The organism is Enterococcus sp. C50, assembly GCF_040887505.1.
Lineage (GTDB): Bacteria > Bacillota > Bacilli > Lactobacillales > Enterococcaceae > Enterococcus_B > Enterococcus_B thailandicus.
Window position 1 is genome coordinate 217,753 of sequence record NZ_JBFOFW010000005.1, and the last position, 22,936, is coordinate 240,688.

Here is a 22,936-nt window from a genome sequence, read left to right on the forward strand (position 1 = left end):
AAATGCTTATAGCTAAATAACTTTATAATATCAAGGTTTATCTTTGATTTTAAAACTGTGAAAAAAATCACAAAAAACTATTTACAACTAAAATAAATTATTGTATGATACATATGTGAAATAATTAACAAACAAATGTGATACCCACTAGGAGGAAGACAATGGCTAAGACATTGGAAAAAGAACAAGTAAAAACGATCGACGTGCAAGCAATGATCGATGATCTTGCAACAAAAGCAAATGTAGCCCTAAAGGAAATGGAAGACTTTGATCAAGCGAAAGTGGACCATATCGTACATGAAATGGCAATGGCTGCCTTAGATCAACATATGCCTCTAGCAAAAATGGCAGTTGAAGAAACTGGTCGTGGTATTTATGAAGATAAAGCAATTAAAAATATGTATGCTTCAGAGTATATTTGGAATAACATTAAACATGATAAAACAGTTGGTGTAATTAATGAGGACGTTCAAAAAGGATTAATCGAAATTGCTGAACCAGTCGGAGTTGTTTGTGGTGTAACACCAACGACTAACCCAACTTCAACAACGATTTTCAAATCAATGATTGCATTGAAAACAAGAAATCCAATCGTGTTTGCTTTCCATCCAAGTGCACAAAAATCTTCTGCAGAAGCAGCACGTGTTGTTCGTGATGCGGCAATCGCAGCTGGTGCACCAGAAAACTGTATCCAATGGATCGAGCATCCATCAATTGATGCAACTTCAATGTTGATGAACCATCCTGGAATTGCAATTGTTTTAGCAACAGGTGGAGCAGGAATGGTTAAATCTGCTTATTCAACTGGGAAACCAGCTTTAGGAGTTGGACCAGGTAACGTGCCAGCATACATTGAAAAAACAGCAAAAGTAAAACGTGCAGTGAACGATTTGATCGTATCAAAAACATTTGATAACGGAATGATTTGTGCGTCTGAACAAGCAGTAATTGTTGATAAAGAAATTTATGCAGCTGTAAAAGCAGAATTTCAAGCGCATCAAGTGTACTTCGTAAAACCAAGCGAACTAGCAAAATTAGAAGATGCAGTGATGAATGAAGGCAAGTATGCTGTTAACCCAGCAATCGTTGGACATTCAGCAATGGAAATTGCTAAATTAGCAGGTATCAAAGTACCAGAAGGAACAAAAATGTTAATTGCTGAATTAGAAGGTGTAGGTGCTGATTACCCACTTTCACGTGAAAAATTATCACCAGTTTTAGCAATGGTTAAAGCAAACAATACAGACCATGCATTTGAATTATGTGAAGGTATGTTAAATCTTGGTGGACTAGGACATACAGCTGTTATTCATTCAGAAAATGAAGATTTACACGTGAAATTTGGTTTACGAATGAAAGCTTGTCGTATTCTAGTTAACACACCATCAGCTGAAGGCGGAATTGGTAATATCTACAATGAAATGATTCCTTCATTAACTTTAGGTTGTGGTTCTTATGGTAAAAATTCTGTTTCTCGTAATGTATCTGCTGTCAACTTAATCAACGTCAAAACTGTAGCGAAACGGAGAAATAACATGCAATGGTTCAAATTACCACCAAAAATCTTCTTTGAAAAGAATTCATTACTTTACTTAGAAAAAATGGAAAATGTTGAACGTGTCATGATCGTTTGTGACCCAGGAATGGTCCAATTTGGTTACTGTGATACAGTTCGTGAAGTACTTGCTCGCCGTAAAAACGACGTAAAAATTGAAGTTTTCTCTGATGTTGAGCCAAACCCTTCAACAGATACTGTTTACGCTGGAACAAAACTAATGGCTGATTTTAAACCTGATACAGTAATCGCATTAGGTGGTGGATCTGCAATGGATGCTGCCAAAGGAATGTGGATGTTCTATGAACACCCAGATACTTCTTTCTTTGGAGCAAAACAAAAATTCTTGGATATTCGTAAACGTACGTACAAAATTGCAAAACCTGAAAAAACTCAATTTGTATGTATTCCAACAACTTCAGGAACAGGTTCAGAAGTAACGCCATTTGCAGTTATCACTGATAGCGATACACATGTTAAGTACCCATTAGCAGACTATGCATTAACACCAGATGTTGCAATTGTTGATCCACAATTTGTTATGTCAGTTCCTGCCTCTGTAACTGCAGATACTGGTATGGATGTCTTGACTCACGCAATTGAATCATATGTATCTGTCATGGCATCTGATTACACTCGTGGTTTAAGTTTGCAAGCAATCAAGTTAGTCTTTGATTATTTAGAAAAATCAGTAAAAACACCTGATATGGAATCACGTGAAAAAATGCATAATGCGTCAACGATGGCTGGTATGGCGTTTGCAAATGCGTTCCTAGGAATTTGTCATTCAATCGCCCACAAAATTGGTGGAGAATATGGTATTCCTCATGGACGTACAAATGCAATCTTGTTACCACACATTATTCGTTACAATGCGAAAGATCCACAAAAACACGCAATGTTCCCTAAATATGACTACTTCCGTGCAGATACAGATTATGCAGATATTGCTAAATTCTTAGGTCTAAAAGGCGAAACAACTGCTGAATTAGTAGATGCATTAGCAAAAGCTGTTTATGAATTAGGTAAAAACGTAGGTATCGATATGAACTTGAAAGCACAAGGTGTGACACAAGAAACACTTGATACAACAGTTGATCGTATGGCTGAATTAGCTTACGAAGACCAATGTACAACTGCTAATCCAAAAGAACCATTAATTAGTGAATTAAAACAAATCATTATTGATGCTTACAAAGCTTAATAATTACCACTAGTTAGCGTACGGCTGGCAGCTGTTCGCTACATGAATCCCCCACACAAATTTCCGCTCAAATTTGTGTGGGGGATTTAAAATCATATTGATTCATATAAGTTTGTCTGGATGATTCTCTCATTCAGACAATTTTTTTATGTAAAGATAAAAATATGTGTTCCAATATGTACCTTTAGAATTACTTTGAAAAAATCCTTGTCTACCAAAAAAGAGAGAAACATTTCAAGGACCACTTAGTTATAAATTATCAGGATATGTAAAAATTTAAAATATAAGAGCAATTTTAGATTTTTTTCTCAATTAGAAATCGCAGATGAAAAATTATAGGAAGACTTTGCTCGAACGCCGATTAACCAAAAATGGTGGACATATATGGCTCCTTTTATGGAAACCAATGACGAGGATTCGCCTGTGGCACAAGAACTAACTCCTGTATTTGAAGTTTGAATCAGTCGTACTATTAAAATCAAAAGTTTTCCGTTATAATTTTCCTATAAAGAAACGGGAGTGTGCAATATGGAAAATAAAAAACCTTACGGAACTGTTTTGATTAAGGCATCAACTATTTTAGATTACTTAGCAGAAGCGCCAGATTCTTCATTACAAGCAATTGCTAAAGGCACGGGAATGACTGCTTCAACTGCTTTAAAAATTTTAGATACATTAACTTTAATAGGATATACAAATAAAAACTCGGACAAAAATTATCGTTTAGGTAGTAAATTTATCCGTTATGCGAACAAAAGTATTGAGGAACAAGATTTAGTGGAAGCAACGCGTCCGTATCTTGAACAACTCCAAGACACGATTGATGAAACCATTCATCTAGGAATTTTAAATAATGAAGAAATTTTATATGTCAATAAACTAGAAGCGAAAAACCAAACGATCCGAATGTCGTCCAAAATCGGTGTGACTAGACCACTCTATAGTTCTGCTATGGGAAAAGCTGTATTAGCTGAGTTTGATGAGAACCAATATGATACATACTTAACGAAACATCCGCTAGTTCCATTTACTGAATACACGATTACTAATCCACTGCGTTTAAAAAGCGAGATTGAAAAAGTACAGCAGTCCAAAATTGCTTACGATGATGAAGAAATGGAACAAGATATTTTTTGTATCGGTGCAGCTATTGTCAAAAATAATGAAATCATTGGTGCATTTAGTATCAGTATGCCTAAATATCGTTTAACAGGCGAAATTAAAAATCAAATTGTTGCAGCAGTAAAGCAAACGAAACAAAAAATAGAAGAAACATTAACAAAAAAATGAAAAAGCGTTTGCATTTTTTCTTTTCTCCTTTATAATACGAGTATAGATTTCCAAATTATAAAACTTAATTTCTAAATAGGAAATAAGAGGTGGAGAAAATGAAAAAAATTGAAATTTTATCTCGATTGAAAAATGCTGGTGTGATTGCTGTAGTTCGTGGAAAAACGAGTGAAGAAGCACTGAATGCTTGTCATGCAATTATCAAAGGTGGCTTAACGGGCATCGAACTTACGTTTACCGTGCCACAAGCTGACCAAGTAATCAAAGAACTTTTAGCAACTTATCAAGAACGAGAAGAGATTGTCATTGGTGCTGGAACAGTGTTAGATGCGGTTACTGCTCGTTTAGCAATTTTAGCTGGTGCAGAATATATTGTGAGCCCATGTTTTGATAAAGAAACAGCAGAGCTATGTAATTTGTACCAAGTACCTTATTTACCAGGTTGTATGACGATTGATGAAATCAAAACAGCACTGAAGAGTGGGGTTGATATTGTGAAATTATTTCCTGGCAGTGCATTTGGTCCAAGTATTGTTTCCGCATTCAAAGCACCTATGCCACAAGTCAACATTATGCCAACTGGTGGTGTAAGCTTGGAAAATATGCAGGATTGGTTTGATGCAGGTGTGGTAACTGTTGGTGTGGGTGGCAATTTACTTGCGCCGGCTGCTACAGGTGATTTTGAGAAAGTGACAGAAGTAGCTAAGCAGTACGCGGCGAAAATGAAAGAAATCGCGGGGTAATTCATGATGGGAAAAGTGGTAACTCTTGGAGAAATCATGTTGCGATTATCTACAACTCAAGGAACGCGTATCATTAAAAGTGAGCAGTTCAGAGCTGATTATGGTGGCGGTGAAGCTAATGTCGCTATTTCATTAGCAAACTATGGACATGAAACTATTTTTGCTAGTAAAGTTCCGACTCATGCATTAGGCGATGCAGTTCAGAAACATCTTCAAAGTTATGGGGTGTCAACTAATTACTTGTTACGCGGTGGTAAGCGATTAGGGACATATTACATGGAGGCTGGGGTTGGAGAACGAGCGGCCTCGGTAATTTATGATCGAGCAGGTTCCAGCTTTGCGACAATGACGGAAATCGAATGGTCATTAGAAAATTTATTTGAAGGCGTTGACATCTTTCATGTTTCTGGAATCACACCTGCTTTGTCTAGCGAATGGCAGCAGATGACAAAAAAATTGATGGAAGCTGCGAAAGAATCAGGCTGTTTGATTAGTTTTGACATCAATTATCGCGGGAAACTATGGACACAAGCAGAAGCAAGCCGAGTAATCAAGCAATTGTTACCTTTAGTAGACATTTGTTCAGCTGGAGAAATGGATGCGCTTTACTTGTTGGGAGTAGATAAAGCACCAGAAGAAGAAACAGAATCCCTGATTTATTATTATCAAAAAATGCAAGAGAAATTTCCTATGATTAAAGCATTCTATTCAACCAAAAGAAAAGTTTATTCAGCTAGCGCAAATCAATTAGTGGGAACCTTATGGATGGATGAAACTTATTTTGAATCACAAGTTCATGAAATCGAACCGATCGTTGATCGTGTTGGAGGTGGTGATGCTTTTGCTGGCGGAATACTACATGGTATGTTAACGGACATGCCGCCGCAGGAAATAATCAACTTTGCGACAGCTGCGTCCGCGTTAAAACATACGGTTCATGGTGATTGCAATCAATTCAGTCAAGAAGAAGTCACACAATTTTTAACCTGTGGCTCTGGAAAAATTATACGATAGGGAGAGTATTTATTATGCAAGAAATGAAAACACGTTATACACATAGTCCGGAAGATATCCGTCATTATTCAACTGAACAATTAAGAAATGAATTTTTAGTTGAAAAAGTATTTGTTCCTGGAGAAATTCGTTTAACTTATACTCACAACGATCGCATGATCTTTGGCGGAGTGACGCCTACAACAACTACTTTAGAAGTCAAATTAGATAAAGAACTCGGCGTTGACTATTTCTTAGAACGTCGTGAACTAGGTGTCATCAATATTGGTGGTCCAGGTTTTATTGAAATTGATGGACAAAAAGAACCAATGCAAAAACAAGATGGCTACTATATTGGGAAAGAAACGAAAGAAGTGATTTTTTCTTCAGAAGATGCTGAAAACCCAGCAAAATTTTATTTGAGTAGCGCACCAGCCCACCATAAATATCCAAATGTAAAAATTAGTATCGACCAAATCAAGCCAATGGAAACTGGTGAAGGTGTTACCTTGAATGAACGAAAAATTTATCAGTACATTCACCCAAATGTTTGCGAAAGTTGTCAACTTCAAATGGGTTATACAATTTTAGAGCCAGGTAGTGCTTGGAATACCATGCCTTGTCATACGCATGAACGTCGAATGGAAGCTTATGTTTATTTTGATTATGCAAATGAAGACACGCGTGTATTCCATATGATGGGTAAACCAGATGAAACAAAACATTTAGTGGTTGCGAATGAACAAGCAATCATTTCACCAAGTTGGTCAATCCATTCAGGTGTTGGTACAAGTAATTATTCATTTATTTGGGCAATGTGTGGCGAAAATATCACTTATACGGACATGGATATGGTTCAAATGGATCAATTAAAATAAACCAATATAAAGGAGAATCATTATGGATTTTACAATGGATAATTTTCGATTAGATGGAAAAGTTGCACTTGTTACAGGTGCAGTTTATGGGATTGGTTTTGAAATTGCCCGTTCATTAGCATCTGCAGGTGCAACAATCGTTTTTAATAATTTGACGCAAGAATCTGTCGATGAAGGAATCAAACACTATCAAGAAGCTGGTATTGAAGCAAAAGGATATGTTTGTGATGTGACGGATGAAGAAGCTGTTCAAGCGATGACTAAGCAAATCAAAGAAGAGGTTGGCTCGGTAGATATTTTGGTGAACAATGCCGGAATCATCAAACGGACACCAATGATCGAAATGAGTGCTGCTGATTTCCGTCAAGTCATTGATGTTGACTTGAATGCACCATTTATCGTAGCAAAGGCCGTTATCCCAGATATGATTGAAAAGGGTGGCGGAAAAATTATCAATATTTGTTCGATGATGAGTGAGTTAGGTCGTGAAACAGTTAGTGCCTATGCTGCTGCAAAAGGCGGCTTGAAGATGCTAACAAAGAACATTGCTTCTGAGTATGGACAATACAACATTCAATGTAATGGCATTGGCCCTGGATATATTGCGACGCCACAAACAGCACCTCTGAGAGAGCAACAAGAAAATGGTGAACGCCATCCGTTCGATCAATTTATCGTAGGAAGAACGCCAGCTGCGCGTTGGGGTGAACCAAGTGATTTAGCTGGACCAGCAATTTTCCTTGCTTCAGGTGCTTCAGATTTTGTTAATGGACACATCCTGTATGTTGATGGCGGTATTTTGGCATACATTGGAAAGCAACCATAGGAAAATAGTCGTGAGATAAAAGAGTATTTCCTTCAATCTAAACAAAAAAGTGTCTGGGACATTAATCAAAATGATTATGTCCCAGACACTTTTTTTAGCAATAGTTATTTTCGTCTGCCATATTTTACTAAGGATATTTCTCTGGCTTCACACCAATCTTTAACAGCACCAGAAAAAATAAGTGATTGATATTTTAACTCATTTGTTGTTCTAGCACCAACTAAAGTATAGAGCAAACGTAGTTCTTCTTGCCATTGTTTAATCAATAAAATCGTTTCTTCTACGCCATGATTCATTAGATGTGTTAAAACTGTACCAGAAGTACCAACGGCTTGAGCCCCTAAGCAAAGAGCTTTGAAAATATCATAGGCAGAACGTATACCACCAGATGCAAGGATATCAACAGTGGCATTTGCTTCATGTGCTTCGAGTAATGAGGTGACGGTTGATTGTCCCCAATCAGCGAGATAAGTTAATTCACGCTTTTCTCGGCGCGCATTTTCAATCTGAGTAAAGCTAGTCCCACCACGTCCACTGACATCAATTGTTTTGATGCCAATTTGTGCAAGTTGCTCAATTGTTTCACGTGTCATGCCAAAACCGACTTCTTTTACGATTAAAGGTACAGCAATTGTTTGTTGGATTTCTTGAATCAATTCCAACCAGTTTGAAAAATCACGGTCACCTTCAGGCATAACTAACTCTTGTGGGGCGTTGAGATGAATTTGTAAAGCATCTGCATGGAACAATTGAATAGCTTCTTGGGCTTTTTCAACAGAAGTTCCAGCACCGATATTAGCAAGAATCTTTCCTTCAGGGTATTCTTCACGCATCACGGTATAACTGTCAGCTAAGCTGGAATCTTTCAAAGCAGCACTCACTGAACCTGTTGCAATCATCAAATCAGTTTCGCGTGCAACAATTGCAAGGTCACGATTGATTTTTTTTGTTTTTTCACTGCCACCAGTGATAGCGTTGATATAAAACGGACTGGTCAACGTAAAGCCAGCAACAGTCGTCGATAAGTCGACATCAGTTGTTGCTAGCTGGGGTAACGCATTATGAATGAGGTGAACAGCGTCAAATTCATTTTTTTGCTTATTGTGAAAAGCCTTGGCTAATGAAACATGTTCGTCTTTTCGATTCATGATTGATCCTTTCTGCGATAACTATAAACATGAAGTGGAAGTGGTGTGATTTCTGCATTTTCCCATGCACTCATGAGAGGTAAGATGCCGGATTTTTGATCCACGATCACGATTCCACAATCACCACCGCCAGCACCAGAAGACTTAGCGGCTCCTTCATATTCTTCTGCTAAGTTACACAATTCATTTAACGCAGGTGTTTCGATGACTACACCGGTAACGGTAGATAGGTTGCGTAGCAATTGGCGATTTTGCCGAATTTGTTTTTGAATCAGAGCCACATCATCTTGTTTGAATCCTTGAATCATTTGATTGACACAATTTTCACTATTTCTAAGAAATGTTTCGTAAGCCGTTTTTTTATCTTCTCGTGAACGATGGACTTGGTCAACTAAATCAGAAGTAGAAGCTGGACTACCTGTCCAACCAATAAGCAATCGTAAATCTTTTGGTGCCTCAAGGGGCTCAATCGAAAGTCCTGGCCAATCCATTGCAAGTAACTCACTAATTGTCTGCTGTTTTTCTTGTTGCTGAACCCAACGATGATCAAAAGTAGAAAAAGCAATCCAACCACCATAACAACTAGCGGCAATATCTCCGCAAGAACCGTTGTCTTGAACAGCTAGATTTGCTAAAGCAGCAATTTTGAAAATTTCTAACTGGCTTAGGTGCAAATCATAAAAAATATTTAATGCTTTAACAGTTGCGACCGTAACAGCACCGCTTGAACCAAGACCATATTTTCGGCCATTTGAACTATCTAGCTCGCTGGTTACCTTCAAGTCATAAAAAGAAAGCAAACTATTTTTTTCTTGTGCGTATTTTTCAGTTAACCGAATTGCTGCCAGAATGTAATGAAATGGATTTTCTCGAATATCTAAAACTAATTCACCATTTCTTCTAGTCCAACGAATCGGCATCTCACTATATTGTGCAGACTGGATACTTCCCACTTTTCTAGCCGCTTCGACTGTTACCGTGACAAATTGGTCAACCGCCACGATGATGGCAGGGTGCCCAGTTTCTACAACTGCATATTCACCAGCAATGTAAAGCTTTCCTGGTGCAGATACTTCAATCATAAAAATCTCCCTTTACTTGATAATCGTAATTCCAGAACCTGCTTGGGCTGAAACTACTTGTTTTTCACTAAATAAATGATTACAAGCTGTTTTAACTGCAGCTAAATGTTTTTTCTCGACTAAAATTTTTACATTTGGTCCAGCATCCATTGTAAAGTAACACGGAACGCCTTGCTTTCTCAAATCACGGACTGCTTGCATTGCTTTTAAACTATCAGGAGACCAGTAAGTAAACGGTGGGTTCGCTGCTAGTGTAGTGCCATGCATCTTTAATGCGTTTCGTTCCATTGTTTCCCCTAAAGATTGAAAATTTTTGTCAGTAATGGCTTGCTTTAACTGCGCTAAATCTGCATCTAGGGAGTCAAGCCAGCCTTGATAAAAGCTTGAAGTTTCAACTGTGCGACGCATGCCATCACGACTAGAAACGTCTTTTTGCTGATCGTTTAGTAATAAAAAGACCATGGCTAAATCATCTTCAAAATGATCGGAAGGGATTTGCTTTGCGTAGGAGGTAAAATCGTCAACCCCTTTTTCCCATTCCACAAATCCGCCGTAAATACTACGACACGCTGAACCAGAGCCCCGACGAGCTAATCGAGATAATCCTGCGTTATCTAAGCCTAATTGAAGTGCCTCATTACAAGCACCAGCTAATGCAGCTAAGCCACTTGCGGAGGAAGCAAGTCCAGCAGCTGTAGGAACAAAATTTTGACTGATAACTTGCGCATTGAGCGTTGTTTGGCCTTTTTCTCGTACAAGATCAAGAAAAGTGCTGATTTTTTTCGTTGCTTTTTCGTCTTGTTGCTCACCATCCAAATAAAATTCATCCTTAGTAAAAGTATCAGAGAAGATGACTTCTGTTTCGGTGTAAAAAGCATCTAGTGTAAGAGATAAACTATTATTCATTGGTAAAATGAATTCCTCATCTTTTTTCCCCCAATACTTGATGAGTGCAATATTCGTGTAAGCACGAGCTTTTCCTTTAAACATGGGTATGTACTCCTAATCCTTGAATCCAAGTAGCTACAGCACCGGCATCTTCCAGAGCTGTACAAATCGCTTGGGCTTCTGTTTTTGTTTTGGCAAGAGCGAGCATACAACCACCGCGTCCGCCTCCAGTTAATTTCGCTCCTAGAGCACCAGCATCTAACGCTGTTTCAATCAATAGGTCTAGAAAATGATTACTGATTGTTAATTCTCTCAATGTAACTTGTGCCTGATTCATGACTTGCGCTAAATTTTCGGGATTGTTTTGGATGATTGCTTGTTTTGCTTTTTGTGTGAGTTGTCCTAATTGTTGAATTTTTTGTCCAGTCTTGTGTGAGTCTTTTTCAAATAAATGAGCGACGTCTTTAACAGCTTCCCGCGTTTGTCCTTTGATCCCAGTATCAGCAACAATCAAAAAAGCATCCAAGTTGATTGTGAAATACTCGAAAGGTTGCCCTTTGATAAAATAGATTGGGTTATGACTACTTGTAGCGGCAGCATCGATTCCACTTGGGTTGCCATGAGCAATTTTTTCAGAAATCTGAACATAGCTTAACAATGTTTCATGTGCTAGTGAAAGTGAAAGATAATCATAAAAGGCGCGTGTGATTGCTACTGCAACAGCAGCGCTAGAACCCATTCCGCGTTCAGCAGGAATGGTACTTTCAATGGTGAGGCTGACTGATTCCTTGACACCATGATCCTGTTTTAAATGTGTGACTAAAGCTTTGATATTTTTGAGTGCTTGTGGTGCATGAATCAACTTTCCTACATAATAGGCTGAAAACAATTGATCTTGGGTAACATCTTCAGTTAACGTTTCAAATTGTGCAGTGACTTTCGTTGCATAAAATGGAAAGGCAATTGCTGGTTCGCCGTATACAACAGCATGTTCACCCATCAAGATAATTTTTCCGCTTGATTCCCCTTGGCCATAGTTTGCCATAACTTAACTCCTTTTCCTCACATAACAGTAACTTTTAGACAAAAAATAAAGCGCCCTAAATAGTTGCGCTACTCAACGAGAATTTGGTTTGATGATGTGAAAAAAAGCAAACCAAAAATCATTTCCTCCCTATTTTACTAAATCCGCTCAATAAGTAAAACCAAGAATGCGTTTTCTGTCAAAAAATCACTGTTTTCTTAAGAATTTTTTTGAGTTTTTTTTCGAAGGGCGTTCAATAAATTCCATTTGACACTACTAGATATTGGGGGTATATTTAGAAAGATTGAAAAACACATACAATATTTAGTAATGAAGTGAGTTGGAGGTAAATGAGCGTGATCGTTTTAGCTGGTACAATTGGTGCAGGAAAGTCAAGTTTAACAGAAATGATAGCTGAAGAATTTAATAGTCAGGCTTTTTATGAATCAATTGATGATAATGAAGTGTTACCTTTGTTTTATGCTAACCCTGAGCAATATGCTTTTTTATTACAAATTTATTTTTTAAATAAACGTTTTGCAAGTATTAAACAAGCAATGAAAGATGATAACAACGTTTTGGACCGTTCAATCTATGAAGATTCTTTATTATTCCATTTGAATGCAGATTTAGGAAGAGCGACAGAAACAGAAGTGCGTGTCTATGATGAATTACTAGAAAATATGATGGAAGAGCTACCTTATGCAGCCCACAAAAAAAATCCTGATTTACTGATTCATATTCGAGTTTCTTTTGATACAATGTTGGAACGAATCGAGAAACGTGGTCGTTCATATGAGCAATTATCTTTTGACCCATCGTTATATGATTATTATCAAGAATTGAATCGTCGTTATGATCAATGGTACGAAAACTACAATGAAAGTCCTAAAATTCAAATTGATGGAGATCGCTACAATTTTGTCGAAGATCCACAAGCAAAAGATGAAGTGGTCCGAATCGTGAAAGAAAAATTAGCCGAAATCCGTCAAGAACAATTTGTATATTAAATAAAAACTATTCAAGCAATGGCTTTTACCTTGTTTGAATAGTTTTTTTCTTTATACTGTTAAGAGAAAGTGTTATGAGGAGGTCAATAATGAGTAATAAACGTTTTTTTAATTCTGACCAAAATTTTTGGCTAAATATTCAACGTGACAATGTTATTGGTGTTAAAAACTTAAAAGAAGAGTATAAATTAAGCGACGAGATGCTAACTTACTCTCTCGATAAAAACGAACGCGCACGGGTAGAATATGATGTGCTTGATGAGGCAATGCTTCTTGTCTACAATGTTCCTCACCAAAGGAAAAGTGAAAATCATTATGAAACAACACCGATGGCCTTTATTTTGAAAGAGAACGGTATTTTTACATTTACTACAGAAAATACTGGTTATGTAGTACGTCTAATGGAATCATTGCTACAACGCACACCTAACATGAGTGTATATAGCTTGCTATTTCAAACTTTATTTTTGATTTCAGATTCCTTTTTCCCATTAGTTGAAGAAGTGAATAGCGAGCGACAACGCTTAAATCAAAAGTTACGAGAAAAAACAAGTAATCAAAACTTATTGCAATTATCTGACTTAGAAATCGGACTAGTTTATTTAGTCACAGGGACAAAACAAAATGCTGTGTTGATTGAGCAGATAAAAGCTTTAGCTATTTATCGTAAAATGTCTGAAGGCGAAAAGGAACAATTGGATGACGCATTGATTGAAGCCAAGCAAGCAGTCGAGATGACGAATCTGGCATCACAAATTTTAGACCAGTTATCTGGAACTTATAATAACTTGTTGAATAACAACCTAAATGACACGATGAAATTCTTAACTGTCTGGTCATTATTGTTGACCGTTCCGACGATCGTCACTGGTTTTTTTGGAATGAACTTACAGTTACCATTTACTCACTCTGTGTTTGGTTGGGGAATTGCGCTGGTCATCAGTTTGATTTTATCCGTTTGGATGTTAGTTGCTTTATGGCGCCGAATTAAATAAATTATTCTTCAATGATAAGTCCCAAGCTAGCTGCGATGACTAAAGCTTGTTCTTGGTCGACTGATAAACCAGAGAGATTTTCTAGAGAAAGTGCAATTTTAGTAAAGTCATTTGTTCTAAAATCCAATGCTTTTAGAGGTGTACGGAACCAATTAGATCCTGTGAGCTGATTGTTGAGCAGGGATAAGTTTTTCCATCGAACTTCATAAAATTCGGTGTCTTCTAGTTGACAGTCAGAAAAGCGGACAGTTTTCAAATTCGTGTTGCTGAAAGAGGCCATCGAAGCTAAACATTCATTGAATGAGCAATCACGAAGATAGCCTTCCGCAAAATTTGTTCCGGTTAACTTGCATTGTTGAAAAGTTACTTGGTGAAAACTGGCACCAATCCATTCTAAATTGGAAAAATCACAGTGGTCGAAAATGACATTGCTACATTCAAAACTTTCCAAAATAGTTTTTTGCATGGTTAATTTTTGAATGTGGCTGTCTCTTATAATCAAATTTTTTGCGGATAAATAACTTTGGTCGCTATCTTTGACTAAAAGATTTGAAAAGAGTTCTTCATCTTCTAAATAAAAGTCGCCTTCCTCTAGGTGAGATAAGATAGGTGCAATAGGATCATTCTTTTTCATAGGTTGCCTCCAAATTATTTTCTTATCTTAAAGATAAATAAAATAAAGAGAAAATGCTAGGATATCTTTTTAAAATAGGTCCTTTATTTTAGATAAAGAGTTGACATGTTCAAGTAAATTTGATAAACTAGTGAAGTTGAGAAATAAAAGCAGAAGCACGCGCTTCTCGCCTTAGTTGATATAGTCACTGGGCTAGATAGTTTTCGCCGATTCTTTAGGTGGATTATGCGCGGGTTCTGATAAAAAGAACTCGTTTTTTTATTACCGAAAATTCGGTAAGCTTTTCTTTCTCTCATAATATTTGGAGGTGAATGACCATAGCAAAGGATATGATGGTTAACGACGGCATTCGTGCACGAGAATTACGATTGATCGGTTCAGAAGGCGAGCAGTTAGGTGTTAAAACAAAAGCAGAAGCATTACAGATTGCTGAACAAGCAAACTTGGATCTTGTGTTAGTTGCCCCAGGTGCGAAACCACCAGTTGCGCGAATCATGGATTACGGGAAATTCCGTTTTGAACAACAGAAAAAAGACCGTGAAGCGCGTAAAAAACAAAAAGTGATCAATGTTAAAGAGGTACGTTTAAGTCCGACAATTGACGTAAATGACTTCAATACAAAACTTCGTAATGCACGTAAGTTCTTAGAAAAAGGCGATAAAGTGAAAGCTTCTATCCGTTTTAAAGGCCGTGCCATTACCCATAAAGAGATTGGTCAAAAAGTCTTAAATCGCTTAGCTGAAGAAACTGCTGATATTGCAACAGTGGAACAAAAAGCGAAAATGGACGGACGCAGCATGTTCTTGACGCTGGCACCGAAAAACGACAGTAAGTAATTTGAATGACTAACTGATTGTTGAACAGTCAATGGTCGGATAACGAAAGATTTTGAGGAGGAAATATAGTCATGCCAAAACAAAAAACACACCGCGGATCAGCAAAACGATTCAAACGTACTGGTAAAGGCGGATTGAAACGTTACCGCGCGTTTACAAGTCACCGTTTCCACGGCAAAACAAAAAAACAACGCCGTCAATTGCGTAAAGCACGTATGGTTGCTAGTGGCGATTTTAAACGTATCCGTCAACAACTAGCAAAAATGAAATAAGCAACGCAAATTTAGAAAAATTTCAATGAGAAGATTTATTTTTAGGAGGAATTAAACATGGCACGTGTTAAAGGTGGAACAGTAACTCGTAAACGTCGTAAAAAAATGCTAAAATTAGCAAAAGGTTACTACGGTTCAAAACACACTTTATTTAAAACAGCAAAAGAACAAGTAATGAATTCATACAACTACGCATATCGCGATCGTCGTCAAAAGAAACGCGACTTCCGCAAATTATGGATTGCTCGTATCAACGCAGCAGCTCGTATGAATGGCTTAAGCTACTCAAAATTAATGCACGGTTTGAAATTGGCTGAAATCGACATCAACCGTAAAATGTTAGCTGACCTTGCTGTTAACGATGCAGCAGCTTTTACTGCATTAGCTGACCAAGCAAAAGACGCTTTAGCTAAATAATTCAGATTTTCGTTAAGATTTATTGATGAAATTCTAGTTAAATAACTAAGTTGAAAATCAATTTAGGCAGATACTGCTTAAATTGATTTTTTTTGTATTTTTTTACCAATTAATGTGAATTGTTATTTTTACATAACCGTTAAGCTGTGTAAAAATTGTGGGAAAGTATCAGTCGATATGTTCTTACAGTCAAGCAATCTATTTACAGAAAACAAAAAATTATTTATTATGTAAATAAACGGTTAACAGGTTAAGGGAGAATAAAATGGCATCCAAGTACGAAACAATCAAACAGGATATTATCAAGAAAATTGAATCAGGAGAATTTAGTGCAGGTGAAAAAATTTACTCCGAAGGTGATTTAAAAAAAATCTATAGTGTCAGTAACACAACGGTTGTGAAAGCACTAAATGATTTGGTAAATGAGGGTTACTTGATTCGTCGCCAAGGAGAAGGAACCTTTGTTAGAAAAAATTTGAAACACAGAAAGGTCTTTTTTTCTGAACAACTTTCTTTATCAAATGATACTAAGAAAAAATCAGTTGAAAAAACAATCACCTTGAATTTTGGTCAAGTGAAGGACAAGTTTATCGCACAACAATTAGGGGATAAAACGGGGCAAAGATCGTTAGTGAAAATAAGCCAAATTGCCCTGACTAATGGTCGTCCATGGAAAATACAAAACCGTTATCTTTTCCGAGATAAATTAGCAAAAGATTCTTTGGAACGCTGGGTCAATGGCGCAAGCCTGTCAGAAGAACTTGGACTGGTTGGGCACATGTCGAATCTTCCGATGTCGATGGAAGTTCGAACAATTTTATTAAGAGAAGGAATGGAAGAACTTGAACCACTAAAACTGATTGAGAAACGTTTTGGTGAAGAGGAGAGCTATTCGTTATTTGATATTAGACGTTTGATTTCAGGAAAGGATGGCGTACCGATTGAGTACAGTCGAAGCTTTATTCATCCAGATTTTTATCAAATTGAAATTGTTGGGGAATAACTTTTTATTTTTAAAATAGTTAAATGACTCAAGCACTGAGAAGTTAACAATCTTCTTCAGTGCTTTTTTGTGTATCAAAAAATAAAATACGTAAACTATTTTTAGTTTCAAAAAAAGAAAGGGTTTACAAAAAATGAAAAATAAGCTAAGATATTTTTACACCGGTTAACACGTTAAGTGATGGAGGGATTTTTTTGAAAGAAAAAAAGAAAGAAAAGTTATTGTCTAGTGAGAGATACTTTGGTCAAGGGTTACTTTCGGAAGAAGTGATTGATCAAGCGATAGCTGATGCGGTGAAAAAAGTTAAAAAAAATATTTTTCAATTGAAGGACCAGTATCCTACACCAGCGACTAAAAATAATTCATATATGCCAATGGCTAATACGGAATGGACAAATGGTTTTTGGACAGGTATTCTCTGGCTTTGCTATGAGGTCACGCAAGATGAAGACTTTAAAAAAATTGCAGAAAAAAATGTTCAAAGTTTTATTCATCGAATGGATCAGGATATTGAAATTGATCATCATGATTTAGGTTTCCTGTATAGCCTATCTTGTGTGAGTGCCTACAAACTTGTAGGTGATGAGCAAGCAAAGCAAGTGTCTTTAAAGGCGGCAGAAAAATTATTGTCACGTTACCAAGAAAAAGGTCAATTTATTCAAGCTTGGGGAGAGCTAGGGAAACAAGATAATTATCGCTTGATTGTCGACTGCCTTTTAAATATTCCCTTACTTTTTTGGGCGACAGAAGTTACTGAAGATAAAAAGTATCGTGAAGTTGCAGTCAGACACTATCATACGACCATTGAACACGCGATTCGTGAAGATTCTTCTGCCTATCATACGTTCTTTTTTGATACGAAAGAAGGACTACCTTTGTATGGAAAAACACGTCAAGGCTATTCAGATTCGTCGAGTTGGGCACGTGGACAATCTTGGTTAATTTATGGAATTGCACTTTTTCGTTCATATTGTCCGAATGAACAGAATACTGAATTATTTGAAGCAGTCACAAATTATTTCTTAAATCGGCTACCAAAAGATTTCGTTAGTTATTGGGATTTGATTTTTACAGATGGATCCAATCAGCCTAGAGATACTTCTGCAACAGCCATTGCGATTTGTGGAATGAATTTGATGGATAGATTTTTACCCGAAGCAAATCAATCCAAATTAGTTTACAAGTATGCGCAACATTCAATGCTGAAAAGTTTAATAGAACATTACACAGATTCTAAAACGGAAGGGATTACAGCTTTAATGAATGAAGGTGTGTATTCATGGCATAGTGGCAAAGGAGTAAATGAAGGGAATATTTGGGGAGATTATTTTTACTTGGAGGCTTTAGTTCGATTCAAAAAAGATTGGAAAATGTATTGGTAAAGCAAGAATAGGAGGGGAAAATATGGATAAACCAAATGTAAAAATGGTACGAGTAGATGCGCGTTTAATCCATGGACAAGGGCAATTATGGATTAAAAGTTTAGGAGTTAATTTAGTTATTTGCGCGAATGATAAGGCAGCTGAAGATAACGTACAACAAATGTTAATGAAAACAGTCTTACCTCAAGATATCAATGTCCGCTTTTGGACCATTGCACGTACTGCTGAAGTGATCTGGAAAGCAGCGCCTCATCAAACGATTTTTGTAGTTGTCGAAAATCTCCATGATGCACTAAAACTTTGTGAGTTGGGTTTTCCAATGGAACAATTAAATATTGGCAATATTCATGCTGCTGAAGGAAAAGAAAAAATTTCTCAATTTATCTATTTGGGTGAAGAAGATAAAAACGACTTGAGAAAATTGAAGAATGAACACCATGTGACGTTTACTACCAAAACTTCGCCGATGTCTAATGATGGCTCTCAGCATTTAGATACATTAATGGAAAAAATTAAAAACAGTTAATTTAGAGAGGAAATAAAAAATGGAGATTACATTAGTACAAGGAATACTTATAGGATTAATTACTGCGTTTTGCTATTCTGGGCAATTATTGGGAATCTATACGAACCGAGCATTGGTCATGTCCTTTTTTGTTGGCGTTGTTTTAGGTGATATTCCGACTGCTTTGAAATTTGGGGCACTAGCTGAGCTAGCTTATATGGGATTTGGCGTAGGTGCGGGTGGAACAGTTCCGCCAAATCCAGTTGGTCCGGGAATTGTTGGAACGATTATGGCAATCACGTTGAAAGATCAAGGCGTAACCGCTGAGTCTGCGTTGGCATTGTCATTTCCATTTGCCGTTTTATTTCAATTAGTGACGACTGCATTATATACATTCTTTTCAGGAAGTGCTAAGTGGTCTAAAAATGCTATTGAAAGTGGACAATTTAAAAAATTCACGCTTATCGCTCACTCAACCTACATTGCTTTTGCTTTAGCAGGTTTTCTCATTGGGATACTTGCAGCATTAAGCCGGCCTGGATTACAAGCATTTGTGGAAGCGCTACCCGAATGGCTGATTAATGGCTTCTCAGTAGCTGGCGGACTTATCCCAGCGATTGGTTTTGCAATGATTATGTCGGTTATGTTAGAAAAGAGTTTGATTCCGTATGTGTTGTTAGGCTATGTCTGTGTAGCGTATCTTGAGTTACCCACAATGGCAGTCGCGATGGTCGGTGCAGTTTTTGCACTGATTCAGTATTATGGGAAAGATAAGACACCTGTTGGGGAAAAAAGCTTAGTAGCGAATAATCAAACTTTGTTGGATGAAGAGGAGGACTTCAGTAATGGAATCTAAAAAACTTAAATTGACACAAAAAGATTATATGACGACTGCTCTTCGGTCATACTTTTTACAAAATGCGTTCAACTATACCTCTTATCAAGGTGTGAGTTATTTAAATACAATTATGCCTGCGTTAAAGAAAATCTATAAAGATGATCCAGAAAAGTTAAAAGAAACGGCCACTGCAAATTTAGAATTTTATAATACAAATCCTCAAATGGTGCCATTTATTACTAGTATGCAGTTAGCAATGTATGATAATGATCAAAGTATTTCAGATACGCGTAGTATTAAAATGGCGCTCATGGGCCCGATGTCAGGGATTGGAGATTCTATTGCTCAGTTTGGGATTGCGCCCTTGTTCTCAACGTTATTTGCGGGCTTAGCCTTAGACGGCCTAGGTTTTGCTCCAATGGGCTTCTGGTTCTCAATGGTTGTGACAATGTTAGCAATTAAAATCCTCATGGGGTATCTGGGATTCAAATTAGGCACTAGTGTTATCGAAACATTAAGTGATCGAATTGGAAAAATCTCTGCTGCGGCAAATATTGTGGGGGTAACAGTAATTTCGGGTTTAGCTACATCTTTTGTAAAAGCTAATATTGCTATTCAGTATGCTAGTAAAGTGGAGTCAGGAGAAAAACAAGTAATTGCTATTCAAGACATCTTGGATAAAATTATGCCCAATATGTTAGCTGTTCTACTTACTATCCTTGTATTTTATCTGATTAAAAAGAAAAAATGGAACACGTATCAGCTATTAATACTGTTATTTGCAATTGGTATCTTGGCATCTGTATTTGGTATTTTGGCATAGATAAATTGAAGTTTCTTAAGGAAAAGGCGAGAAGTTTCCTTTTATTTTAGAAAATATTGTTTTTCTTTCGCCATAAGTTCTTCAAGTGATTAGCTATAAAAATTATTTATGTTTAGGTGGTTAAAGTTAAAAAGGAGAAGATAGTGGACTTTCAAAGAATTGAGATATACCAACAGAAATTTTTTAAAGATGATTGGGTTTCAAATTATGTTGAGCAACAGGAAAAATTTTTAGAGCCACTTTTTGATCGAGTGGATTTTCTAATGAAAGATCAAATTGTTTACACAGATGCGATGGACATGGAAGCATGCTCGACGCCTTACTCATTGAAGGACTTTGGTTGGAATAAGTTCCCAGAAGAAGATCCAGAATGGCTATTTATGTTGAGTAGACATGGGTTTATGGTAGATTTAGCGCAAGGTTATCTATTAACAAAAGAGAAGCATTTCATAGAAAAGTGGACAACGCTACTGTTGGATTTCATCACAAGCTGTGAAAGAGCTAATCCAGCGAATGAAAATAGTTGGCGTCCACTAGATACTGGGCTACGTTTAACTAACTGGATGAAGAGCCTAACTTATTTGCCTGTTGCACACCTGAAAAATACAAAAATCGAGAGAATGTTACAGAAATCAATTCAAGATCATTTGGTATTTTTAGAGAATAGTTATATTGATAAATATCGTCTGAGTAATTGGGGTGTTCTAGCAATCGGCGGTATGGCTGCGGTAGATTTGTTTTTCCCCGATTTAGTAACAGAGGAACAAAGAACGTTAATTTGGAAGCGATTAGCAGAACAACTAGATTTACAATTTTATGATGATGGGGTGCACTGGGAGCAAAGCCCACTCTATCAACATGAAGTTATCATAACGTATGCCTATTTATTACAAATTTCAGAGTATCTTGAACAACCACTCCCTATAAATTTAAGGGAAAAATTAACTCAGCCTATTCAAGCCACCTATTATCTAGCTGATAATCAAGAGATGCTTCTTCCCTTAAATGATAGCGATCATGTGGATTTTCACTACGTTTACGCTATTTATCAAAGTTTAGGCTTCTTAAAAAAGGAAAAAAGGGATTCAAATCTGGCAGTACTTTGGACAGGAAGCTTGTATACTAGTTCTACATCAGTAGGGACAAAAATGCCTCCTATTTTTGCTGGTCAAGATAGTGGAATGATGGTGTATAAAGACCAAGACATTTATTTTACGCTCTTTAACGGTCTGCATGGTAGTGGACACGGCCATGCATCTGTAGGAAGCTTTACCTTACAATTACATGGACAAGACATGATTATTGACAGTGGTCGTTATACTTATGTAAACAACAAAAAGAGGATTCAATTAAAGGAAATGGCTGCCCACAATACATTATTTATTGCTAAAGAGCCACATACCATAATTAAGGATACATGGGGATATGATAGACTACCAAAGCCGTTATTTCATAAAATCCGAGAAATTTCAGAAGGTTTTTTTGCTGAATGTGCTTGGTCTTCATGGAATAAGCAAGGATGGACAATATTTGAACGACGTTTTTTATATTTGAAAGAAATAAATTCTTTAATCATTTTGGATAACTTTTCTGGTCAAGAAAATACTGAGATAACTTCTAGCTATAATTTATCGCCGAAAGTTACTTCTCAAAAAATTAACAATCAATTTCATTTAAAAATAAACGCCCAACAGTACAAGATTCATTTTACTGAAGGACAAACGATGCAAGGAATTGCTGAAAGTTCAGAAATATATAATCAACTCACTACACATCAACGAATCGAAAATAAAATTCAGTGTCAAGAAACAGCTACCACTTGGGTAACTGTAATCAGCACCACAGACGTCGAAGTTTCTCCAATAGAAGTCAAACAGGTTGGTGAAACGAAAAAATTTGATCAAGCTATTGGCTTAAGATTGAAAAATCAAAAGGAGAAGTTTGATCTGTTCATGTTGCAAGAGGATATTGTTTGCGGAAATAAACTGCTAGTTAGTGAGTTCAACCAATTCTTTTATGGCCAAATTATTCTGATTGACCAGAATGAGCGAACAACGAGAATAAAATAGAAGAAACACAGGGGGCAGCATATGAAATTTTTAGTAACCGGACATGATGACTTTTCAATTGGATTGAAAAGTGCACTTACGATGATTGCGGGAACACTTGATGATGTAGTAATAGTTCCTTTCAAGGCAGAAGAACAACTTGAGGCTTATCGTACAAAAATTGATTCAGAATTACAGACAAATGATAGCGTCATCTGTTTTACCGATTTATTAGGAGGAACACCGTTTAAAACCTGTGTAGAATTAGCCATTTCAAAAAATCAGGTTTTTGTATTGAGTGGCACGAATTTAGGGATGTTACTTGAAGCAAGTCTGTTAAGAAAATTGGTTAAAGAACCAGCTGAATTGTGCCAGTTAGTGTTGCAGTCGGGTAAAGACAATATCACATTGTTTAGTCAGAACAAGGATGACTTAGTAGAAGAAATTTCTGAAGCAGGAATCTAGTGTTGTTCATGGGAAATTGATTTTTAATAAACAACCTGGTGGAGTTTGTTTTGATAAATAAAAAAGCCTGCTCATTG

The 22,936-nt window shown here is 36.8% G+C and carries 23 protein-coding genes, 1 pseudogene and 1 other annotated feature; of the genes and pseudogenes, 19 read left to right on the forward strand and 5 right to left on the reverse strand.

Annotated elements, in window-relative coordinates; all coding sequences use genetic code 11:
- Positions 1-161: 161 nt before the first annotated feature.
- The 7 genes and pseudogenes from adhE to AB3I20_RS08680 all read left to right on the forward strand — a co-directional run bounded on the left by adhE (position 162) and on the right by AB3I20_RS08680 (position 7,489).
- Positions 162-2,759, forward strand: coding sequence for a bifunctional acetaldehyde-CoA/alcohol dehydrogenase (gene adhE, locus AB3I20_RS08650; RefSeq protein ID WP_368027177.1), 2,598 nt, complete (start codon positions 162-164; stop codon positions 2,757-2,759).
- A gap of 312 nt (positions 2,760-3,071) precedes the next feature.
- Positions 3,072-3,218: pseudogene (locus tag AB3I20_RS08655) on the forward strand (L-rhamnose mutarotase); the annotation flags it as partial.
- 69 nt (positions 3,219-3,287) lie between these two features.
- Complete coding sequence (locus tag AB3I20_RS08660; RefSeq protein WP_067483322.1) at positions 3,288-4,049, forward strand: IclR family transcriptional regulator; 762 nt, start codon at positions 3,288-3,290, stop codon at positions 4,047-4,049.
- A 98-nt stretch (positions 4,050-4,147) separates the two neighbouring features.
- Complete coding sequence (locus AB3I20_RS08665) at positions 4,148-4,792, forward strand: bifunctional 4-hydroxy-2-oxoglutarate aldolase/2-dehydro-3-deoxy-phosphogluconate aldolase (protein WP_067483320.1); 645 nt, start codon at positions 4,148-4,150, stop codon at positions 4,790-4,792.
- Positions 4,793-4,798: 6 nt separating this feature from the next.
- Entirely contained in the window at positions 4,799-5,806 is a 1,008-nt protein-coding gene (locus AB3I20_RS08670; protein WP_067483318.1) for a sugar kinase, read from the forward strand.
- Positions 5,807-5,820: 14 nt separating this feature from the next.
- Positions 5,821-6,663 (forward strand): 5-dehydro-4-deoxy-D-glucuronate isomerase, encoded by an 843-nt coding sequence (gene kduI, locus AB3I20_RS08675; RefSeq protein WP_067483315.1) that lies wholly within the window; start codon positions 5,821-5,823, stop codon positions 6,661-6,663.
- Positions 6,664-6,685: 22 nt separating this feature from the next.
- Complete coding sequence (locus tag AB3I20_RS08680) at positions 6,686-7,489, forward strand: gluconate 5-dehydrogenase (RefSeq protein ID WP_067483314.1); 804 nt, start codon at positions 6,686-6,688, stop codon at positions 7,487-7,489.
- Positions 7,490-7,593: 104 nt separating this feature from the next.
- Here AB3I20_RS08680 and fni read toward each other — a convergent pair whose 3' ends face one another.
- From fni to mvk, 4 genes are read right to left on the reverse strand one after another with little or no spacing between them, the layout of a single operon-like run.
- The gene (fni, locus tag AB3I20_RS08685) at positions 7,594-8,637 is read right to left on the reverse strand and encodes a type 2 isopentenyl-diphosphate Delta-isomerase (protein ID WP_271026951.1); all 1,044 of its coding nucleotides are present in this window, start codon (positions 8,635-8,637) and stop codon (positions 7,594-7,596) included.
- The gene (locus tag AB3I20_RS08690) at positions 8,634-9,719 is read right to left on the reverse strand and encodes a phosphomevalonate kinase (protein ID WP_067483309.1); all 1,086 of its coding nucleotides are present in this window, start codon (positions 9,717-9,719) and stop codon (positions 8,634-8,636) included. The genes fni and AB3I20_RS08690 overlap by 4 nt, the downstream gene beginning before the upstream one ends.
- A 12-nt stretch (positions 9,720-9,731) precedes the next feature.
- Positions 9,732-10,709: a diphosphomevalonate decarboxylase gene (gene mvaD, locus AB3I20_RS08695; protein ID WP_067483307.1), complete on the reverse strand. Its 978-nt coding sequence runs from the start codon at positions 10,707-10,709 to the stop codon at positions 9,732-9,734.
- The gene (gene mvk, locus AB3I20_RS08700) at positions 10,702-11,652 is read right to left on the reverse strand and encodes a mevalonate kinase (protein WP_071868714.1); all 951 of its coding nucleotides are present in this window, start codon (positions 11,650-11,652) and stop codon (positions 10,702-10,704) included. Before mvk ends, mvaD begins: the two co-directional genes overlap by 8 nt.
- Positions 11,653-11,981: 329 nt before the next feature.
- On the opposite strand from mvk, the gene AB3I20_RS08705 reads away from it, so the two are divergent.
- On the forward strand, positions 11,982-12,641 hold the full coding sequence (locus AB3I20_RS08705) for a deoxynucleoside kinase (RefSeq protein WP_172843715.1): 660 nt from the start codon (positions 11,982-11,984) through the stop codon (positions 12,639-12,641).
- 89 nt (positions 12,642-12,730) lie between these two features.
- On the forward strand, positions 12,731-13,636 hold the full coding sequence (locus tag AB3I20_RS08710; protein WP_067483303.1) for a magnesium transporter CorA family protein: 906 nt from the start codon (positions 12,731-12,733) through the stop codon (positions 13,634-13,636).
- 1 nt (position 13,637) lies between these two features.
- Here the strand turns inward: AB3I20_RS08710 and AB3I20_RS08715 are convergent, their stop codons facing one another.
- Positions 13,638-14,270, reverse strand: coding sequence for a pentapeptide repeat-containing protein (locus AB3I20_RS08715; RefSeq protein ID WP_067483301.1), 633 nt, complete (start codon positions 14,268-14,270; stop codon positions 13,638-13,640).
- Positions 14,271-14,411: 141 nt separating this feature from the next.
- Positions 14,412-14,538, forward strand: a sequence feature (ribosomal protein L20 leader region).
- 43 nt (positions 14,539-14,581) lie between these two features.
- Between AB3I20_RS08715 and infC the strand changes: the two genes are divergently transcribed.
- From infC to AB3I20_RS08765, 10 genes are all read left to right on the forward strand, one after another.
- Positions 14,582-15,106, forward strand: coding sequence for a translation initiation factor IF-3 (infC, locus tag AB3I20_RS08720; protein ID WP_067483298.1), 525 nt, complete (start codon positions 14,582-14,584; stop codon positions 15,104-15,106).
- 71 nt (positions 15,107-15,177) lie between these two features.
- Positions 15,178-15,378, forward strand: a complete 201-nt coding sequence (rpmI, locus tag AB3I20_RS08725; RefSeq protein WP_067483297.1) for a 50S ribosomal protein L35 — start codon at positions 15,178-15,180, stop codon at positions 15,376-15,378.
- A 57-nt stretch (positions 15,379-15,435) separates the two neighbouring features.
- The gene (rplT, locus tag AB3I20_RS08730; protein ID WP_067483295.1) at positions 15,436-15,795 is read left to right on the forward strand and encodes a 50S ribosomal protein L20; all 360 of its coding nucleotides are present in this window, start codon (positions 15,436-15,438) and stop codon (positions 15,793-15,795) included.
- A gap of 265 nt (positions 15,796-16,060) precedes the next feature.
- Positions 16,061-16,798 (forward strand): GntR family transcriptional regulator, encoded by a 738-nt coding sequence (locus AB3I20_RS08735; protein WP_368027178.1) that lies wholly within the window; start codon positions 16,061-16,063, stop codon positions 16,796-16,798.
- A gap of 194 nt (positions 16,799-16,992) precedes the next feature.
- Entirely contained in the window at positions 16,993-18,180 is a 1,188-nt protein-coding gene (locus AB3I20_RS08740) for a glycoside hydrolase family 88 protein (protein WP_067483290.1), read from the forward strand.
- Positions 18,181-18,202: 22 nt separating this feature from the next.
- The gene (locus tag AB3I20_RS08745) at positions 18,203-18,706 is read left to right on the forward strand and encodes a PTS sugar transporter subunit IIB (RefSeq protein ID WP_067483287.1); all 504 of its coding nucleotides are present in this window, start codon (positions 18,203-18,205) and stop codon (positions 18,704-18,706) included.
- A gap of 19 nt (positions 18,707-18,725) precedes the next feature.
- Complete coding sequence (locus AB3I20_RS08750; protein ID WP_067483285.1) at positions 18,726-19,541, forward strand: PTS sugar transporter subunit IIC; 816 nt, start codon at positions 18,726-18,728, stop codon at positions 19,539-19,541.
- The gene (locus AB3I20_RS08755) at positions 19,531-20,346 is read left to right on the forward strand and encodes a PTS system mannose/fructose/sorbose family transporter subunit IID (RefSeq protein WP_071868546.1); all 816 of its coding nucleotides are present in this window, start codon (positions 19,531-19,533) and stop codon (positions 20,344-20,346) included. Before AB3I20_RS08750 ends, AB3I20_RS08755 begins: the two co-directional genes overlap by 11 nt.
- Before the next feature lie 263 nt (positions 20,347-20,609).
- Complete coding sequence (locus tag AB3I20_RS08760; RefSeq protein ID WP_368027179.1) at positions 20,610-22,415, forward strand: alginate lyase family protein; 1,806 nt, start codon at positions 20,610-20,612, stop codon at positions 22,413-22,415.
- 21 nt (positions 22,416-22,436) lie between these two features.
- A complete protein-coding gene (locus AB3I20_RS08765) occupies positions 22,437-22,859 on the forward strand; it encodes a PTS sugar transporter subunit IIA (protein ID WP_368027180.1) in 423 nt (140 codons plus the stop codon).
- The last annotated feature ends 77 nt before the right edge of the window (positions 22,860-22,936 follow it).

Excerpts from the sequence above, each read along its gene's own strand:
- AB3I20_RS08745 (WP_067483287.1), top strand. The coding sequence starts at position 18,203 with ATGGATAAACCAAATGTAAAAATGGTACGAGTAGATGCGCGTTTAATC.
- mvk (WP_071868714.1), bottom strand. The coding sequence starts at position 11,652 with ATGGCAAACTATGGCCAAGGGGAATCAAGCGGAAAAATTATCTTGATG.
- adhE (WP_368027177.1), top strand. The coding sequence starts at position 162 with ATGGCTAAGACATTGGAAAAAGAACAAGTAAAAACGATCGACGTGCAA.
- fni (WP_271026951.1), bottom strand. The coding sequence starts at position 8,637 with ATGAATCGAAAAGACGAACATGTTTCATTAGCCAAGGCTTTTCACAAT.
- rpmI (WP_067483297.1), top strand. The coding sequence starts at position 15,178 with ATGCCAAAACAAAAAACACACCGCGGATCAGCAAAACGATTCAAACGT.
- AB3I20_RS08705 (WP_172843715.1), top strand. The coding sequence starts at position 11,982 with ATGAGCGTGATCGTTTTAGCTGGTACAATTGGTGCAGGAAAGTCAAGT.
- AB3I20_RS08715 (WP_067483301.1), bottom strand. The coding sequence starts at position 14,270 with ATGAAAAAGAATGATCCTATTGCACCTATCTTATCTCACCTAGAGGAA.
- AB3I20_RS08750 (WP_067483285.1), top strand. The coding sequence starts at position 18,726 with ATGGAGATTACATTAGTACAAGGAATACTTATAGGATTAATTACTGCG.
- AB3I20_RS08710 (WP_067483303.1), top strand. The coding sequence starts at position 12,731 with ATGAGTAATAAACGTTTTTTTAATTCTGACCAAAATTTTTGGCTAAAT.
- infC (WP_067483298.1), top strand. The coding sequence starts at position 14,582 with ATGACCATAGCAAAGGATATGATGGTTAACGACGGCATTCGTGCACGA.
- AB3I20_RS08755 (WP_071868546.1), top strand. The coding sequence starts at position 19,531 with ATGGAATCTAAAAAACTTAAATTGACACAAAAAGATTATATGACGACT.
- AB3I20_RS08670 (WP_067483318.1), top strand. The coding sequence starts at position 4,799 with ATGGGAAAAGTGGTAACTCTTGGAGAAATCATGTTGCGATTATCTACA.
- kduI (WP_067483315.1), top strand. The coding sequence starts at position 5,821 with ATGCAAGAAATGAAAACACGTTATACACATAGTCCGGAAGATATCCGT.
- AB3I20_RS08665 (WP_067483320.1), top strand. The coding sequence starts at position 4,148 with ATGAAAAAAATTGAAATTTTATCTCGATTGAAAAATGCTGGTGTGATT.
- AB3I20_RS08690 (WP_067483309.1), bottom strand. The coding sequence starts at position 9,719 with ATGATTGAAGTATCTGCACCAGGAAAGCTTTACATTGCTGGTGAATAT.
- AB3I20_RS08735 (WP_368027178.1), top strand. The coding sequence starts at position 16,061 with ATGGCATCCAAGTACGAAACAATCAAACAGGATATTATCAAGAAAATT.
- AB3I20_RS08760 (WP_368027179.1), top strand. The coding sequence starts at position 20,610 with ATGAAAGATCAAATTGTTTACACAGATGCGATGGACATGGAAGCATGC.
- rplT (WP_067483295.1), top strand. The coding sequence starts at position 15,436 with ATGGCACGTGTTAAAGGTGGAACAGTAACTCGTAAACGTCGTAAAAAA.
- AB3I20_RS08660 (WP_067483322.1), top strand. The coding sequence starts at position 3,288 with ATGGAAAATAAAAAACCTTACGGAACTGTTTTGATTAAGGCATCAACT.
- AB3I20_RS08765 (WP_368027180.1), top strand. The coding sequence starts at position 22,437 with ATGAAATTTTTAGTAACCGGACATGATGACTTTTCAATTGGATTGAAA.
- AB3I20_RS08680 (WP_067483314.1), top strand. The coding sequence starts at position 6,686 with ATGGATTTTACAATGGATAATTTTCGATTAGATGGAAAAGTTGCACTT.
- mvaD (WP_067483307.1), bottom strand. The coding sequence starts at position 10,709 with ATGTTTAAAGGAAAAGCTCGTGCTTACACGAATATTGCACTCATCAAG.